This is a genomic window from Polaribacter cellanae, assembly GCF_017569185.1.
Lineage (GTDB): Bacteria > Bacteroidota > Bacteroidia > Flavobacteriales > Flavobacteriaceae > Polaribacter > Polaribacter cellanae.
Window position 1 is genome coordinate 141,452 of sequence record NZ_CP071869.1, and the last position, 16,288, is coordinate 157,739.

12 protein-coding genes and 2 pseudogenes are annotated in these 16,288 nt (G+C 30.8%); 9 read left to right on the forward strand and 5 right to left on the reverse strand.

Features of this window, described 5'->3' with window-relative positions; all coding sequences use genetic code 11:
• Positions 1–66 precede the first annotated feature (66 nt).
• Positions 67–633: an RNA polymerase sigma factor gene (locus J3359_RS00685; protein ID WP_208078787.1), complete on the forward strand. Its 567-nt coding sequence runs from the start codon at positions 67–69 to the stop codon at positions 631–633.
• 392 nt (positions 634–1,025) lie between these two features.
• On the opposite strand, the gene J3359_RS00690 is transcribed toward J3359_RS00685, so the two are convergent.
• Positions 1,026–2,072, reverse strand: coding sequence for an alkaline phosphatase family protein (locus tag J3359_RS00690; RefSeq protein WP_208078789.1), 1,047 nt, complete (start codon positions 2,070–2,072; stop codon positions 1,026–1,028).
• Positions 2,073–2,412: 340 nt separating this feature from the next.
• Here J3359_RS00690 and J3359_RS00695 point away from each other — a divergent pair, with 340 nt between their 5' ends.
• Entirely contained in the window at positions 2,413–3,636 is a 1,224-nt protein-coding gene (locus tag J3359_RS00695; protein WP_208078791.1) for an NAD(P)/FAD-dependent oxidoreductase, read from the forward strand.
• A gap of 64 nt (positions 3,637–3,700) precedes the next feature.
• Here the strand turns inward: J3359_RS00695 and J3359_RS00700 are convergent, their stop codons facing one another.
• From J3359_RS00700 to J3359_RS00710, 3 genes and pseudogenes are all read right to left on the reverse strand, one after another.
• Positions 3,701–4,372, reverse strand: coding sequence for an MORN repeat-containing protein (locus J3359_RS00700; RefSeq protein WP_208078792.1), 672 nt, complete (start codon positions 4,370–4,372; stop codon positions 3,701–3,703).
• Positions 4,373–4,433: 61 nt separating this feature from the next.
• Positions 4,434–6,086: an alkaline phosphatase family protein gene (locus J3359_RS00705; RefSeq protein ID WP_208078794.1), complete on the reverse strand. Its 1,653-nt coding sequence runs from the start codon at positions 6,084–6,086 to the stop codon at positions 4,434–4,436.
• 296 nt (positions 6,087–6,382) lie between these two features.
• Positions 6,383–7,330, reverse strand: a pseudogene (locus tag J3359_RS00710) (IS256 family transposase); the annotation flags it as partial.
• Between the two features lie 53 nt (positions 7,331–7,383).
• Between J3359_RS00710 and J3359_RS00715 the strand changes: the two are divergent.
• Positions 7,384–7,603: pseudogene (locus J3359_RS00715) on the forward strand (phospho-sugar mutase); the annotation flags it as partial.
• Here J3359_RS00715 and J3359_RS00720 read toward each other — a convergent pair.
• A complete protein-coding gene (locus J3359_RS00720; RefSeq protein WP_208078796.1) occupies positions 7,600–8,631 on the reverse strand; it encodes a LacI family DNA-binding transcriptional regulator in 1,032 nt (343 codons plus the stop codon). The pseudogene J3359_RS00715 and the gene J3359_RS00720 sit on opposite strands and share 4 nt — an antisense overlap.
• Before the next feature lie 189 nt (positions 8,632–8,820).
• Here J3359_RS00720 and J3359_RS00725 point away from each other — a divergent pair, with 189 nt between their 5' ends.
• The 6 genes from J3359_RS00725 (at position 8,821) to J3359_RS00750 (ending at position 16,282) form a co-directional block, all read left to right on the forward strand.
• Positions 8,821–9,606: a TonB-dependent receptor plug domain-containing protein gene (locus J3359_RS00725; protein ID WP_208078798.1), complete on the forward strand. Its 786-nt coding sequence runs from the start codon at positions 8,821–8,823 to the stop codon at positions 9,604–9,606.
• Positions 9,596–12,013, forward strand: coding sequence for a SusC/RagA family TonB-linked outer membrane protein (locus tag J3359_RS00730; protein ID WP_208078799.1), 2,418 nt, complete (start codon positions 9,596–9,598; stop codon positions 12,011–12,013). The genes J3359_RS00725 and J3359_RS00730 overlap by 11 nt, the downstream gene beginning before the upstream one ends.
• Positions 12,014–12,024: 11 nt before the next feature.
• Positions 12,025–13,395 carry a RagB/SusD family nutrient uptake outer membrane protein gene (locus J3359_RS00735; RefSeq protein ID WP_208078801.1) on the forward strand — a complete coding sequence of 457 codons (1,371 nt, stop codon included), beginning with the start codon at positions 12,025–12,027 and terminating at the stop codon, positions 13,393–13,395.
• A 98-nt stretch (positions 13,396–13,493) separates the two neighbouring features.
• Positions 13,494–14,237 (forward strand): glutamine amidotransferase, encoded by a 744-nt coding sequence (locus tag J3359_RS00740; protein WP_208078802.1) that lies wholly within the window; start codon positions 13,494–13,496, stop codon positions 14,235–14,237.
• 43 nt (positions 14,238–14,280) lie between these two features.
• A complete protein-coding gene (gene rbsK / locus J3359_RS00745; protein ID WP_208078804.1) occupies positions 14,281–15,219 on the forward strand; it encodes a ribokinase in 939 nt (312 codons plus the stop codon).
• A 13-nt stretch (positions 15,220–15,232) separates the two neighbouring features.
• Positions 15,233–16,282, forward strand: coding sequence for an esterase-like activity of phytase family protein (locus J3359_RS00750; RefSeq protein WP_208078806.1), 1,050 nt, complete (start codon positions 15,233–15,235; stop codon positions 16,280–16,282).
• Positions 16,283–16,288: the final 6 nt, after the last annotated feature.

The window sequence follows — 16,288 nt, forward strand, 5'->3', positions numbered from 1 at the left end:
TTTTGACTTCTTTTTTATTGGATAACAATGATTTTGGATTAAGTCTAAATAATTATCTGCATTAATATGAATTTCAATAATAATTTTTTTTTAGTAAGACAATTAAAAGAAGGAAATGAAAAAGCTTATAATTTTTTAATGGAGTCATATTATCCAAATCTCTGTGCTTATGCAGAAACTTTAATTAGAAATCGTTCTGGAGCAGAGGATATTGTTCAGAATGTTTTTGTAACCGTATGGATTAAAAGAGAACAGTTAAATGCTAAATTTTCTATAAAAAGTTATTTGTATAAATCTGTATATAATGAGTTTATTGATTACTATAGAAAAAATAAACCCATTGTATATTTAGAGAAAAAATATTTAGAAGCTTTAGATTTAGTTATTGAAAAGGATTATGAAGATTTAGAAGCATTAATAAAGATAGTTGATTTAGAAATAAACAACCTACCAACTAAATGTAAAAAAATATTTTTATTGAATAAAAAAGAAGGGTTAACGCATATCGAAATTTCGGAATATCTAAAAATATCTACAAAAACGGTTGAAGGACACATGACTAGAGCCTTTAAAATTTTAAGTAAAAAAATTAAAAAGCAAAGTAAAGCCTTTTTTTATTTCATTTTAAATTGAGACTGTAAACTAAATTCTATCTATATAAAAATATTGTTTACAGTCATCTATTTTTTTTATAAGAAACATCAATTTAACATTCTATTGCTCAATGCTTATCATCGCTACTTGTACTTTCTAAAGGAAAACCTATGTTATTTTTTGATTCAACCCAAATTTTTCTGCAAACCAAATACTATTACCTTTTTTTACTTGTTGTAATCTCATAAAGCGACTCAAGAGCTTTAAGGTTATAAATTTAAGTTTGTGAAATAAAGTTCCTGATTCTACAGATTTACCGCAACTACATTTACTAAGGCGACAACTAAAAGGTTTCCTCCCTTTTATATAAACAGTTAATTCGCATCGTTTGCAACTATAACTACCAGTCCATTTTAATTCTACTAAAACTCCTATTCTAAAATACTTTTTATACTTTTTCCAACGGGATGATTGGCTTTAAAAATAAAACCTAACAAATTGGCTGCGGTTTGGGCAATTTGATCCTGGTAAATTTGCATTCCTTTTTTTACCTCTCCCAAAGGCTTAATTCCTGGCCCCAAAGCAGCCAACCAAGTTTCATCAGATTTAGGATTACCTCTTCCATGTCCAGTCCATTTTTTGCCAACTCCCCTTCCATGATCGGGATATACTAAAATTGCCGTTTTTCCTTTATAATTAGGATCTTTTTGTATGGTTTCCCACAAGTTGGCAATCATACCATCTATAAAATGTGCCGCATCTAAATAACTATTATACTTTCCTGAATGACCATAGTTATCTGTGTCCGCAAAGTCTATATGTAACACTTTTGGTTTTTGTGCCTTAAAATATGCTTTAGTTAAGCCAAAAGTAAGAGCATCTGGCCTACATTCACCAAAATACTCTGGAACAAAATGCTGAAGTTCATTGGCTAACTTTTGTGCTTCTGTTAAATTTGTACCTTCTACATCTTCTCCTGGTAAATTAACCAACATGCCATTGCGATCTCTGTTTAATATTCTTCCTAAAGCATCCCAAGAAGCAAAAGTGGCAACTTTTCCTTTATAGCCAGTCTGATTATTGAAAAACTCCAATACATTCTCATTAGGATTATTGGGATACCCATTGGAATTTACTTTGGGGTCATAATATCCACATAGCGTTTCACTTCTACCAGGGTAAGAAAACCAATATTCATTTTTAACGTTTACTTTATTTCCTAAATCACGATTTCCATAAAGCTGTCCTTTTTCGGCGATAGTTTCCCAGAAAAAGGGCATTAATTTTTTTCGTCTTTCGTTGGCTGTTTTTGCCCAATATTTTTTATCCTTGACCAATAAAGAATCAGCTCCCTGAAAAACTTCTTGCCAACGCAATCCATCAACAGAAATAAGCACTATGTTTTCAATTTTACTTTTTTGAGCAAAACTAATGAATGACAATAACAAAGCGAGTGCTAATATTTTAATTTTTAACATGGTTATTTATTTAATTTAAAAGTTATTAAGAATTACAAAACACGATGTGCCTTTATGATAAGGTTTTAATTATTATTAATACAGTTTTCCCTTTTAAAATATGTACATCCTCTTAAAAAAAATGTACATAATTAAATATTTAATAAACTTGAATTGTAATCTTTCTAAAGTTTTTTTAAAACTGATATTTGGTTTCATTTATAAATATTTAATCTTAATTAATTAGAATAACTTTACAAATATGCAAAATATTTTACTAATATTACTATTTTAAAATTTAATAAACTTATTTTTGTTATCGAAATTTAACGTTAACCAATCATTTTAATAGAATTCGTAAATGGATAAAAAGAAGGTCGTAATTATTGGAGGTGGAACTATAGGCACAGGAGTTGCCTACTATGTAAGTAAAATGGGAAAAGCAGAAGTTATTTTAGTTGATAGAGATTATATTGGAAGTGGTAACACTTCTTCAGCTGCTTCTTTAATAACATTAGCACGATCCAAAAAATCAATAGTTCCATTGGTTAAAGAAACTATTACCGCCATTGAAGAAATGGAAGTACTCTTGAACGAGCCTTCGGGCGTAATGAAGGTAGGTAGTATTCATGTTGCGGCTTCTGATGCTACTGAAAAAAATATTAGAGGTCTTATGAAAATTGCCGACGAATTTGATTTAAACTACGAATGGTTATTACCTAACCAAATAAAGGAAAAATTACCATGGGTTGATATCGAAAATGTTAGGGGTGGTGCATTTATGAAAGATGACTGCTATTTGGAGTCTACTGTTTTAGCCAACAACTACGCAAAAGCCGCCATAAAATACGGAACAGAAATAAAACAATATACAACAGTAGAAAAGATTTTACATACAAATGGTAAAATAACTGGAGTTAAAACCCAAGATGGTATTATTGAATGTGATATGGTGGTCGATGCTGCTGGAGCTTGGAGCAATTTACTATCAATGCCTATGAACGAGGCAATACCAATGGCTCCTGTAAGAAGCATCTATTGGCTTACGGGTAAAAGACCTGAACTTTTTAACGCCAATCAACCTATAGCAATTTTTCCAGATGCTTCTACGTATTGTAGACCAGATGGAGAGGCGCTTCTTTTTGGAATAAGAGATAAAGAGGGTGTACACATAAATCCAAAAGAGCTTCCTAATAATATGCTTGGTTTTAAAATGATAGATGACGAAGAACACTGGAACATTCTAATGAATGAAGGAGACGGATTTCAAAAATTCTTTCCAGAGTTTCAGGATATGGAAATTGCCCATTGCATTTCTGGTATTTCTACCTACACACCAGACGCCTCTTTAACGGTAGGAAAATCAAATTACGTTGAGGGTCTGTACATTGCAACTGGATGTTCTGGAGCTGGTGTTGCCACTTCTGGCGGCTATGGTAGAATTATTGCAGAGTTAATTTATAATAAACCTTTATTCACAGAAATTGAATCGTTTAGTATTAACCGATTTGGCAATATTGATCCGTTCGATAATGATTTTAGACAACAATGTGCAGATGCTCGTTCTAAGAAAAAAGAAGGATAAATAGAATAATCTATTTGTTTTTTAAAACTATACAAATAAGAAGTTGGTATAATTTTGTATTATTTTAAATATGAATAACAACATCCCAATCACCTTTTTTATAAATATCAAAAACTACTCTACTGGAAAAGTTATCATACATAAAATTTACTGTAATTTTTTTCATTGGAAATTTTACATTTGTTAAAATTACACCGCCAGTTGTAAGCTCTGTAACACTATTATTATCATCGGTAACTATTAACTGAGCATTTACCATATTACCCGCAGAATTCACCCTAATTTTAACTTGATTATAGTTGCCTAAATTTAAGTTTAGGTCTTGAAAACTTACTTTTTTTACTTCTCTTTTAGATGTTACTTTGTAAGGAACCGCATACAAACCAATATATTTTCCTTTTTTAAAATAACCGCTTTGAACCTCTTCTTCTTCATCAGATTTTTTAATTGTTAAGACTCCTTTACCATCCATTTCTCCCTTTCTAAAACCTCCTTTATACATATTACCATTTCCCCAAATATAAGTACCAGTTCCATGAGGTAATCCTTTTTTAAAATTTCCAATATAAGAATCCTGTTCTCCTTTAGCTTCACCCCATCCATGAGCATATCCTTTTTTACATTTACCTTTGTAGGTAGAACCGATTGTTTTGAGTTTTACTCTACAATCTAATTGACCAACTACAGCATTTACAAAAAATAAACCAAAAATAATTATATAAATTTGTTTTCTCATAGCAAAATATTTTATTATTTTGTGGTTTAAAATAGAGAATTCCAGTGAATTATTTTATCCATTAATTATTGGAACAATTTGTACTAATAATAGATTTCCCTTCCAAATTCCAACTACTTTTTATTGGAACGCATAAATGATTTAGAGCTGTAACTGCCACATCTACTGTTCTTGGGGTATTGTTAAAATTACTTACTGTTTCTACTGTACTAGTTCTTGCGTTATTCCATACACCATTTGTTATTATTCCAATATGTTTATTACAGCTAAAATCGTTAAGTGTAGTACCAGTACCTTTTGTTAGTTTCCAGTACCCTAATAGGTATGCATACTTGGAATGAGAACTATCCAGCACCTTACATTTCCAATTGTTAATATCAGTATCACTAAGTATTGATCTGAACACTCTAACTTCAGATAAATAGCCATTGTAATAATTATTTAAATTACCATCGGCTCCCATAGTAAATGGAAGATTATTATTAATATTGCCAATTGTAGCCATAGACATACTATTTTTTAAAACACCATCTATATAAACCTTTAGCAAGCCATCTCTATCGAATGTAGCACTAACTGTATGCCATTGGTTGTCTGTAATTTCACCAGCTTCCACATCAATTCTATTAGTACCATCACCAACATTAACTTTAAAACTATTTGTATTGGGTTTGAATGAGAAAATGTATCCTGGCTGTACTCCACTACTCCAGTTTTTTTTAGCGAGAACACTAACGTCTTGTGGAGATTTGGAACGAATTCTACATTCTATTGAAAAGTCTTGATTTTCTCCGAAATTAAAATTATCATTATTCGAAATTTTCACTACTGTGTTATCAAATTTTAGCTCATACTTACTATTTAAACAATTGCTAACAGGTGGAATAGTTACCTGAGAAGTTGTTTTTTTTATTTCTTTGTTTGGAATATTATCTCCACTTGCTATAACAAATATGGTTCTTTCTTCTTCGGACGGACCTCCATGATCAGTTCCCAAACCACCATGATCGGTGCTAACCAAAATAAGCCAATTCTCATTATTATAGGTTTTACGAGCCTTTAAAGCATCTAACATTCCTCCTATTTGTGTATCAACTGTTTCAATAGCATTTATGTAGTTGGGGTTTTGGGGACTGAACCCAGTTCTATGACCTGTAATATCTACATCAGAAAGCTGCACAAATAATGCAGTAGGGTTATTATTTAGCAACTCATTAGCTACTTTGTTTTTAACATCTGCATCTGAGTTAGCGTTAGTAAACACATCTGCCGCTAATGAAGCCATATTGTCATTTATAGGGTTCCATTCTACAATAGAAACCGTTCTACTTTTAGGACTTGCTTCTTTAATATATTTAAAAAAATGCGGATATTTAGAAAACTGAGCACCTTCGTAAGTATTGTTTACAACACCATGTTTATTTTGCCAAACTCCACTTAACATAGATGTCCAACCAGGCCCACTACTTGTCGTATATAAACATCTGGCATCTAAAGAATATGTTCCATTTTCCATCAAAGCATCTAAGTTTGGTGTTTTAGCTTCCATCATAGCATCTGGTCTGCAACCATCAATTCCAATAATTAATACTTTATTTACAATTTTATTTGTAGGAAGGCTTTCTTTTTCTTGACTTGAAATACTAAAGCCATTAAACAATAATGGAAATAACAAAATTATTGAAAGGCAAAATTTATCAAATTTAAAAGTCATAATTATATATAAATTAAATTAACGTGAATAATGGATAAGAAAAAAGTGCTTTTATGTTAGCTTATTTTACAGATTTTTAGTAAAATAAACAATAAAAACACTTCTTATGCTCATAGACAAAATTACTGAATTCTTTGTAGAAATGGACGATTTTTACAAAGAATTTGCTTCACAACTGGAAAACCGTCCACTTTTAGAGGATTCATCGGTAAAAAGACGAACCGAAAAGGAAAACTGTCCGACCCAGAAATGATCAGGCTAAACGCATTAAAATATAATTTAATGCGTTTAGCCTGTGAGAGTTTGTTTTTGGTGTATTTTCTAATTTTTCCATTTAAGTTTTCTATCAAATTTGTGGTGTAAATAATAGTTCTAATTTCTAGCGGAAAATCGAAGAATACAGTGAGTTCATCCCAGTTGTTTTCCCAAGATTTAATGGCATAAGAGTATTTCGAGTTCCATTTTTCTTTAAAGTCTTCTAAGACTGCTTTTGCAGCTTCTTTTGTGGGCGCTGTGTAGATTTGCTTCATGTCTGTTGTAAAGGCTTTTTTATCTTTCCAAACTACATATTTACAAGAGTTTCTTATTTGATGTACGACACATATTTGTGTTGTAGAGTTTGGAAAAATAGTTTTGTTTTTACCTAACCAAAGTCCTAAAACTTCTTTTTTTCCATCAACTCTTAAGCCAACTGCAATGTAAATAGTTTTGTTAATGACTTTGGAATTTCCCCTTACTTTAAAGACAATTCCGTCCATCCAAACAATCAAATAAGTAGCTTCTAAAGGTCTATTTTTCCAAGCAATAATATCAGTAGTAATTTTATCTGTAATTCTAGAAATGGCGGAACTAGAAATAGTATAATTATACAATTCTCGTATTTGCTCTTCAATATCTGTAGTGCTCATTCCTTTGGCATACAAAGAAATAATGATGTTTTCAATACCTTCTGAGGTACTTTCTCGTTTCTTAATAAGCATAGGGTTGAAAGAGGAATCACGGTCTCTGGGAACTTTAATTTTGGTTTCTCCTAAATGCGTCTTTATGGTTTTGGTACCATAACCATTGCGTGAATTGGGATTGTTACTTTTTTGATGCTTTTCATACTCTAAATGTACATTTAATTCGCCTTCTAAAATCTTTTCTATTCCTCGTTTGTGCAGTTGTTCTATAAAACGGGTCAGTTCTGAACCTGTTTTAAATTGTCTTAAAAAATCGTCGTTTAATAATTCTTCTGGTTTCATAATAAATGTGTGTTTATAACTTTACTTACACACTTATTGGGATAAGAGACTTTACTGGAGAAGAAACAACAATAAATATTCCGAAAATCTAACGTATTAATTTTTCTAACTGAGAAAGGAACCAAAATTGCTGCAAGACCTAGTGGAACAGAACCTAAAATCAAATTCTATTTTAGTGTAAACATGCCTATAGATAGTATTAGCGACGCCTCTACAATAGAGCTAATTTTAGAAGACAAAATTAAAAGAATTGTAAAAATATTTAATAACTAATGTATAGATTTTACAGAATCTCTAATGATTAGTTTTGTTGGGAGTAGAATGTTTTTTTGTTTTATTTTTTCTTCGGATTCCATTTGTTCTAAAAGCATCATAAATGCGGTTTTACCCATTTGTGTTTTAGATTGAGAAATGGTAGTCATGGCAGTTTTTAATAAGGATGAATACCCTTCTTCGTCAAAAGAAATAATCGATATATCTTTTGGAATGGAAATATCATCTTCATGTAAAGCCTTCAAAACTCCTAAAGTAATTGTATTACTTAATGATAAAATGGCAGTAGGAAGTTCTTTTTTAGTTTTTTTAAGTATTTTTTTCGCAGATAAATAACCGTTTTCTTCACTAAAAGCATCTCCAATCATCATACTTTCATTTAATGGTATTCCGTTGGCTTCTATAGTATTTTTAAATGCACTTGTTCTATTTGAATTTAATGAAGTTTCGTTTACTCCTTGTACACAAATAATTTTTTTATGCCCCGAGTTAATTAAATACTTCACAGCTTCTACAGTGCCATGATAATCATCTGATGTAACGTAAGGTATGTTTGTTTCTTTAAAATACCGGTCAATCAATACCAAAGGAATATTACTGTAGGATTTTTCTAAATGTTTATAATGAAGCCCTACAGGTGAAATAATAATTCCATCTACTTTTCTTTTTTGGAGTAAAATTAGGGATTCCTTTTCAATTTCTGTTGAGTTATCGCTATTACAAAGAAAAATAGAGTAATTATGTAATCTAGCTTCCCTCTCTATCAATGAAGCAATTTTAGCAAAAAAAGAATTGGAAATATCAGGTACAATTAAACCAATTGTAAATGTTTTTTTTAACCTTAAACTTCTTGCGTTTTCATTAAATGAAAAATTTGTTTCTTCTGCTGCTTTTTTGATAATAACTTGTGTAGCTTCACTAATTCTATATTTTGTTCCTAAACCATTAAGAACTCTAGAGATTGTAGATTTAGTAAAACCTGTAATCTTTGATAAATCTTTTAATGTTTTTGCCTTGTTACTATTCATAGTTTTACTCTGAAGGTGAATTGATACGAAGTAAAACAAATGTATTGATTTAACATCTAATTTTATTATTTTTTTTAGTTTTATTATTATTTTCATTTTTTTTATATACATTTGAACAATCGTTTGTTCTAAATTTGTTTTCGCTTAGGATAAACGATTGTTCAAATTAATTTAACTATAATATGTATTATGAAAAACAAATTTTATTTTATTTTCAGTTTTTTGCTTTTGTTTAGCAGTTTGTTATCTGCGCAAACGGCTAGAACAATAAAAGGTGTCATTCAAGATGAATTAGGGATGCCATTGCCAGGTGCCAGTGTAGTAGTAAAAGGTACAACAAAAGGAACCACAACAGATTTTGATGGTAACTTTAGTTTAAAAGTTTCAGAAAAGGCTAAATTTTTAACAATTTCATATGTTGGTTATGAAATTAAAGAAGTTGCATTAAAAAATGAAACTGAATTTATAATAAAAATGGTTTCAGCAGCATCTCAATTAGATGAAATTGTAGTTGTTGGTTACGGCTCTCAAAGAAAATCTGATGTAACAACTTCAGTATCTTCAATTAAGGGAGATGCTTTAAGTAACGAAAATACAGCAAGTTTTTCAGAAGCTTTAACAGGTAAGCTAGCAGGTGTGCAAATTAGGCAAACTTCTGGTGCACCAGGTAGTAATGTAAATATTAAAATTAGAGGAACTTCCTCTATAACAGCAGGTGGTAATCCTTTGTATGTAATTGATGGAGTACCAATGTCAAACGAAACAGGTTCCTTGTCTTCAATTTCTGAATCTAGGAACGGTTTTCAAGAGCAGCCAACGAACCCTTTAGCCTCTATAGATATGGCAGATATTGCATCTATTGAAGTATTAAAAGACGCTTCTTCTGCAGCAATTTATGGTTCAAGAGGTTCTAATGGAGTTGTTTTAATTACAACAAAAAAAGGAAAAAACAGGGGCACCACAAGTGTCTTATAGTACAAATATAGGAATTAGCAGTGTTTTAAAAAGAGTAGATGTTTTAGATGCTTACGGATTTGCAAGATTACATGCAGATGCTAAAAACAATGCTTATTTAGACAATGTTGCAGGAGCAAATATAAATGATGATAATGCTACTAGAATTTCTAAAGGAGGTTTTAAATACAGGATTCCAGAAGAATTAACTCCATATCTTAACAATGAAAAAGGTCTAATAAATACAAATTGGCAAGATAAGATTTTTAGAACTGCTGTTACACAAAGTCATACTTTGTCTATAAATGGTGGTAGCGAAAAAAGTAAATACTTTACTTCTTTAAATTATTTTACTCAAGAAGGTACAGTAATTGGTTCTAATTTAGAGCGTTTTACTGGAAGATTTAATTATGAAGGTAAATTGTCTGATAAAGTAAAATATGGTATCAAATTAAACCCATCCCGTTTAAATTATAGTATTGTTAGCTCTAATGGTCCTATTTGGAATGAAGGTGTTGTTGCTTCTGCATTATCTCAAGCACCAATATTTCCTGTAAGAAATGACGACGGAACCTATAATAGAGGTTTATTAGACTGGACTTTTAGACATAGAGTTTTATCTAGTGAATTTGTGGCTAATCCAGTAGCAATCGCAAATTCTGTGCAAGATAACATACAAACAAACAGATTAGTAGCTAGTAGTTTTTTAGACTTTAAACTGGCGCAAGATTTAACTTACAAAACTTCATTTGGTATCGAAACAAATGATATTAGAAGAGATTTTTATAGACCGCAAGCATTGGAAACATTATTCTGGTTAAGATTTGGACCAGATGCTGTTTCAGTTTCAACAAACACATCTAATTGGTTGTTAGAGAATACGTTAAATTATAAAAAGAACTTTGGCAAGCATAGTTTAAATCTTTTGGGTGGTTATTCCGTACAAAAAGAAGATATTAAGTACACAAAAGCAACAGGAAGAGGTTTTGCAAATGATTTGGTGTCAACCATAAATGCAGCATTAAATAGAGATTCAGAAACCAGAAGAGAACAATGGTCTTTATTATCTTATTTGTTTAGAGCACAATATAATTTCGATAGTAAATATTATGTTTCAGCGGCAATAAGAAGAGATGCATCTTCAAGATTTGGAGCAAATAATAAATGGGGTAATTTTCCATCTGCTTCTGTTGGTTGGAGACTTTCAAAAGAAAAATTCTTGGAAAGTAGTAAAACAATTAACGAACTGAAATTAAGAGCAAGTTATGGTGTTACAGGTAACTTTCAAATACCTAATTACGGTGCAATCGCTTTAGTTGGTAATAGTGATTATGTTACAGGAGACAATAATATTACCAATGGTTTAACACAAATTTCGTCAGGTAATAAAGAATTAAGTTGGGAACGTACCAAAACCGTAGATTTTGGGTTGAATGCAACTTTATTAGATGGTTTATTAACTTTTGAAGCAGATTATTACGACAGCGAAACTTCCGATTTATTATTAAATGTAAACGTACCACGTGTATCTGGTTTTTCTACACAACTTCAAAATATTGGAAAAGTAAGTAACAAAGGTTTTGAGTTTACTGTAGGTCTTAATAAAGACTTTGGTGATTTCAGTTGGAGGTCTTCCGTTAATTTTGCTACCAATAAAAATGAAGTATTGGAATTAGGTCCAGAAGGAGATCCAATATTTGCAGATAGTGGTAGAGGGCAATCTTTTATTACTCAAATAGGTAAACCAATTGGTTCTTATTACGGATATGTTGTAGAAGGTATTTATAACACACAAGCCGAAATAGATGCACATTTAAATTCTGATAGTGGTACTACTCAACCTGGAGATTTTAAGTTTAGAGATTTAGACAATAATGGTAAAATTACGGTAGACGATAGACAGATTATTGGAGATTACCAACCAGATTTTACATACGGTTTTACAACTTCTTTAAAATATAAAAATATCGATTTTGGTTTTGCTTTACAAGGTGTTCAAGGAAACGAAGTTTTAAATACTTTAAGAAATTACACAGCAATTCCACAAGGAGGTGTAAATAATTTGGCAATTAATGCCAATAGATGGGTTTCTGAAAGCAATCCTGGGAACGGAAAAGTGCCAAGAGCTAATTTCGATACAACAGGTAATAATAACGTCATATCTAGTTATTATGTAGAAGATGGTTCTTATCTTAAAATTCAGAATATAACCGTAGGTTATAATTTTGCCAAAGAGCTTACAAAGAAGATGAATTTACAGAGTGTTAGGATTGCTTTATCAGCACAAAATCCATTTATATTTACGAAGTACTCTGGCTATAATCCAGAAGTTAGTAGTAATCCATCAAATCAATTAGGGCAAGGAGAAGATTTTGGAACTTATCCAATATCAAAAACATTTTCTTTGGCTTTAAATGTTAAATTTTAAAAATAATTATTATGAAATATTTTAAACAAATTAGTATTCTTCTAGTTGTATTCTTGGTGTCTTGTAGCGATGATTTTATAGATTTAGCACCAATATCAGAAGGTAATGCAGAAAATTTTTATAAAACACCAGCAGATTTTGAATCTGCAATAGTGGCGGTTTATAACAATTTACAAAGTAATAATCAATATGGTAGTAGCGACACACGTTTTGGTGGAGGTTTTTACGCTCTAATGGAAGTAAGAGCAGATGATGCAAAAGATGGTCAAGCTGGCTCAGGTGTAGGAAAAAATGTTTTTGAAATAGATACTTATGTAGACAATCCGTTAAGCAGTATTATAGAAGGTTCTTGGTCAAGTATATTTAAAACAATTTTTGAAGCAAATGTGGTTATAACTCGTATAGAAAATATAACTATAGATGCAAGTTTAAAAAATGAATACCTAGCAGAAGCACGTTTTTTAAGAGCATTGTCTTACTTTAATGCAGTTAGATTGTGGGGTGATGTACCTGTAATTTTAAATGAAATTTCTCCGCAAGAAGCAAAAACATTAACGAGAAATAGCATTACTGAAGTGTATAAAGTAATTGAAGACGATTTTAAATTTGCAGCAGATAATTTACCAATTTCAGTGACTGGTAAAGAAGGAAGAGCTACTTCTGGTGCAGCAAAAGCTTTTTTAGGAAAAGTATATTTAACAGAACAAAAATGGAATGAAGCAGCTACAATTTTACAAGAAGTAGTTGGTAAATATCAACTATTATCGAATGTAGAAGATGTTTTTGATATAACAAATGAGTTAAATGATGAAATTATTTTTTCTGTTCGTTTTAAAGGCGGTTCTTTTAAAGAAGGTCATTTAGGTTTTGGAACACCAGAATATACAAATTTATTAGCTCAATACGATGTTGTAGACAAAAGGTTAGCTTTATTAGATGTCGTAAGTAATAGCAATGGTTCTTATCCTAAAAAACAATTTGAAAATGCAGATGGCGAATTAGGAAGAGATTTTATTGTTTTACGTTATGCAGATGTTTTACTTATGCTTTCAGAAGCTTTAAACGAAATTGGTTACCAACCAAATGGAAATGCATTTAATTATTTAAATGATGTAAGAAATAGAGCAGGTGTAACACCTTTTACTTCAACAGATTTAACAAATCAAGCCGAATTTAGAAAAGCTGTTTTAAACGAGAGAAGATTAGAACTTCCTTTAGAATTACATCGTTGGTTCGATCTTTTAAGAACAAACAACGCAATACAAGCAATGGCAGCAGATGGCAAAACAGTTGAGCAGTTTCAATTATTATATCCTATTCCTCAAAACGAGATAAATGTATATAATAATCCAACTCAATTTCCACAAAACACTGGGTATTAAAAATAGTAATTTGAATTGGTTTCATTAACTTGTAGCAAATGTAAAAAGTTTGCTACAGGTTAATAATAAAAAACCTAATTAAAAATCAAAACAATAATATGAAAATTTTATTTATTGGTGAATCTTGGTTCACTTATTCTGTACACCAAAAGGGTTTCGATGTATTCCATACTTCCGAATATGTAGAAGGTGGTACAAACTTTATAAACCAATTAGAAAAACAAGGTATGCAGGTAGACTATGTTCCTGCTCATAAAATCGAAGCAGAGGTACCAGATGAAGCTTCAGATTACAAAAAATATGACGCTGTTATTATTAGCGATGTTGGTGCAAATAGTTTTTTACTGGGTAGAAAAACATTCAATCAATCTAAAATTGTACCCAATAAATTACAAGCAATCTCTAATTATGTGGAAGATGGTGGAAGCCTTTTAATGGTTGGTGGTTACATGTCTTTTACAGGAATAGATGCCAAAGCACGTTTCGGGCAATCTCCTTTAAAAGATTGTTTACCAGTAATTATGCCAAATTTTGATGATAGAGTTGAAATTCCTGAAGGAATAGTGCCTGTTAAAACAGAAGAACACGAAATAACAAATTCATTAGACAAAGAATGGCCAAACTTATTAGGTTACAACCAATTTTCTGCAAAAGAAAATACAAAAACATTGGCTACAGTTGGTAAAGATCCATTATTAGTAATTGGTGAATTCGGTAAAGGTCGTACAGCTGCATTTGCATCTGATTTGGCACCACATTGGGCACCACCAGAATTCGTAGATTGGAAAGATTATCCTAAATTATGGAAACAATTAATTATTTGGCTATCTAACCGAGATTAGAGTAGATTATTAGGTTTCTTAAAGTTTTATAAAAATAAATTAAATGTCAAAAATAATAGTAGTAGGTAGTTCAAATACAGATATGGTTATTAAAACAAACCATATTCCTATACCAGGTGAAACTGTTTTAGGAGGAAATTTTTTTATGAACTCTGGTGGTAAAGGAGCCAACCAAGCAGTTGCAATAGCTAGGCTTGGTGGCGATGTTACCTTTATTACTAAAATAGGTAGAGACGTTTTCGGTAAGGAATCTTTAAAAAAGTTTAAAGAAGAAGGAATTAATATAGATTTTACAGTAACACATAAATCAAAGCCTTCTGGGATTGCATTAGTAACTTTAGGCGACAATGCAGAGAATAGTATTGTAGTCGCTCCTGGTGCAAATAACTCTTTGAAAAAGAAAAATATTAATAAGGCAATAGATGAAATAAAAAAAGCTGAAATTATTTTAATTCAATTAGAAATTCCTTTAAAAATCGTAAAACATGTTATTGAATTGGGTAGAAAGTATGGTAAAAAAGTAATCTTAAACCCTGCACCAGGGAAAAAATTAGAAGATGTTTTGTATCGAAATCTTTTCGCTGTTACACCAAATGAGACAGAAGCAGAGATAATGACGGATGTAAAAGTAGTAGACGAACAAAGTGCCAAAAAAGCAGCCTTAGTTTTAAGAAGTAAAGGAGTCAAAAATGTAATAATTACTTTAGGTAGCAAAGGTGCCTACTTATGTTCAGATGAGTTTTCCGGAATTATATCTGGTTATCAAGTAATAGCAAAAGATACAACAGCAGCAGGCGATACTTTTAACGGTGCCTTTGCTATTGGTATTAGCAAAGGATTGTCAATAAAAGAAACCATAAAATTTGCAAATAAAGCAGCCTCTTTAGCCGTAACAAAACTTGGTGCACAATCATCAATTCCTTATTTAGAGGATTTAGAAGTTCATAAAAATTATAAAAGCGAACAGAAAACAATTGTTTAAAACACCTACATATATGCGTAATACTTTCTTATTTTGTTTAGCATGCATGCTTTTTTTAAGTTGCAGTTCTCATAAAGAAATTGTATTAAAATATGTAGATAATTATAAAATTGGAGCAGATTTTAATTTTGAAAATAGTAAGGTTGGTGGTATTTCTGGTATTGATTTCAATCCTAAAAACAACACTTATTTTTTAGTAAGCGACGATCGGTCAGAACACAATAACGCTAGGTTTTATTCCGTAAATATTAAGATTCAAAACAATAAGATTGATACTGTTATTTTTCTGAGGAAGAGTACTTTTATTGATAAAAATAAAAATCATTATCAAAAAGATCAAATCGATTTAGAAAGCATTCGATTCAACCCCAACAAGAATCTAATATTAGTTGGAGACGAAGGAGGAAAACAAGGTAAAACGTCTATTAAAATTTTTGATGTTTATGGAAATTTTTTCAAAGACTTTCCTTTGAAAAAAGAATATTTAGCAAACATCAGAAATAATAAATCTTTCGAAAGTTTAAGTTTTTCAAAAGATTATCAATCACTTTTTTACGCCACAGAAGCACCTTTGTTAAGTGATGGAGATGTTGCATCAATAAATGAAAAAGGACACATACGTATTTTTGAAAGCAATTTCGACAATCCAGAATTGCAAAAAGAGTATGAATATTGGCTAGAAAAAGTACCACAGAAGGCTGCAATTCAACCTCCTTGGAAAGGTACTGGTAGCGACAATGGTTTGTCTGAAATTTTATATTTAAATGATAAAGAATTTCTAACATTAGAGCGTTCAGGAGCGTATCGAAAAGACGGCTCTTTTAAGTATATATGTAAAGTGTTTTTAACAATAATTGATAAAAAATCTTCAAAAGATAGATATCATACGATAAAGAAAGAGTTAGTAGATTTTTCTAAACTTCCTTCTGGGCAATTTAATGTAGAAGGAATGACATTAGGACCTATCATCAATCAAAAACAATATATACTTTTTGTTTCCGATAATAATTTTAGAGATAAAACACCTACAATTATATACTTATTTACCATGTCTTATAAATAATAAAAA

Excerpts from the sequence above, each read along its gene's own strand:
- J3359_RS00695 (WP_208078791.1), top strand. The coding sequence starts at position 2,413 with ATGGATAAAAAGAAGGTCGTAATTATTGGAGGTGGAACTATAGGCACA.
- J3359_RS00750 (WP_208078806.1), top strand. The coding sequence starts at position 15,233 with ATGCGTAATACTTTCTTATTTTGTTTAGCATGCATGCTTTTTTTAAGT.
- J3359_RS00725 (WP_208078798.1), top strand. The coding sequence starts at position 8,821 with ATGAAAAACAAATTTTATTTTATTTTCAGTTTTTTGCTTTTGTTTAGC.
- J3359_RS00690 (WP_208078789.1), bottom strand. The coding sequence starts at position 2,072 with ATGTTAAAAATTAAAATATTAGCACTCGCTTTGTTATTGTCATTCATT.
- J3359_RS00735 (WP_208078801.1), top strand. The coding sequence starts at position 12,025 with ATGAAATATTTTAAACAAATTAGTATTCTTCTAGTTGTATTCTTGGTG.
- rbsK (WP_208078804.1), top strand. The coding sequence starts at position 14,281 with ATGTCAAAAATAATAGTAGTAGGTAGTTCAAATACAGATATGGTTATT.
- J3359_RS00740 (WP_208078802.1), top strand. The coding sequence starts at position 13,494 with ATGAAAATTTTATTTATTGGTGAATCTTGGTTCACTTATTCTGTACAC.
- J3359_RS00700 (WP_208078792.1), bottom strand. The coding sequence starts at position 4,372 with ATGAGAAAACAAATTTATATAATTATTTTTGGTTTATTTTTTGTAAAT.
- J3359_RS00720 (WP_208078796.1), bottom strand. The coding sequence starts at position 8,631 with ATGAATAGTAACAAGGCAAAAACATTAAAAGATTTATCAAAGATTACA.
- J3359_RS00685 (WP_208078787.1), top strand. The coding sequence starts at position 67 with ATGAATTTCAATAATAATTTTTTTTTAGTAAGACAATTAAAAGAAGGA.
- J3359_RS00705 (WP_208078794.1), bottom strand. The coding sequence starts at position 6,086 with ATGACTTTTAAATTTGATAAATTTTGCCTTTCAATAATTTTGTTATTT.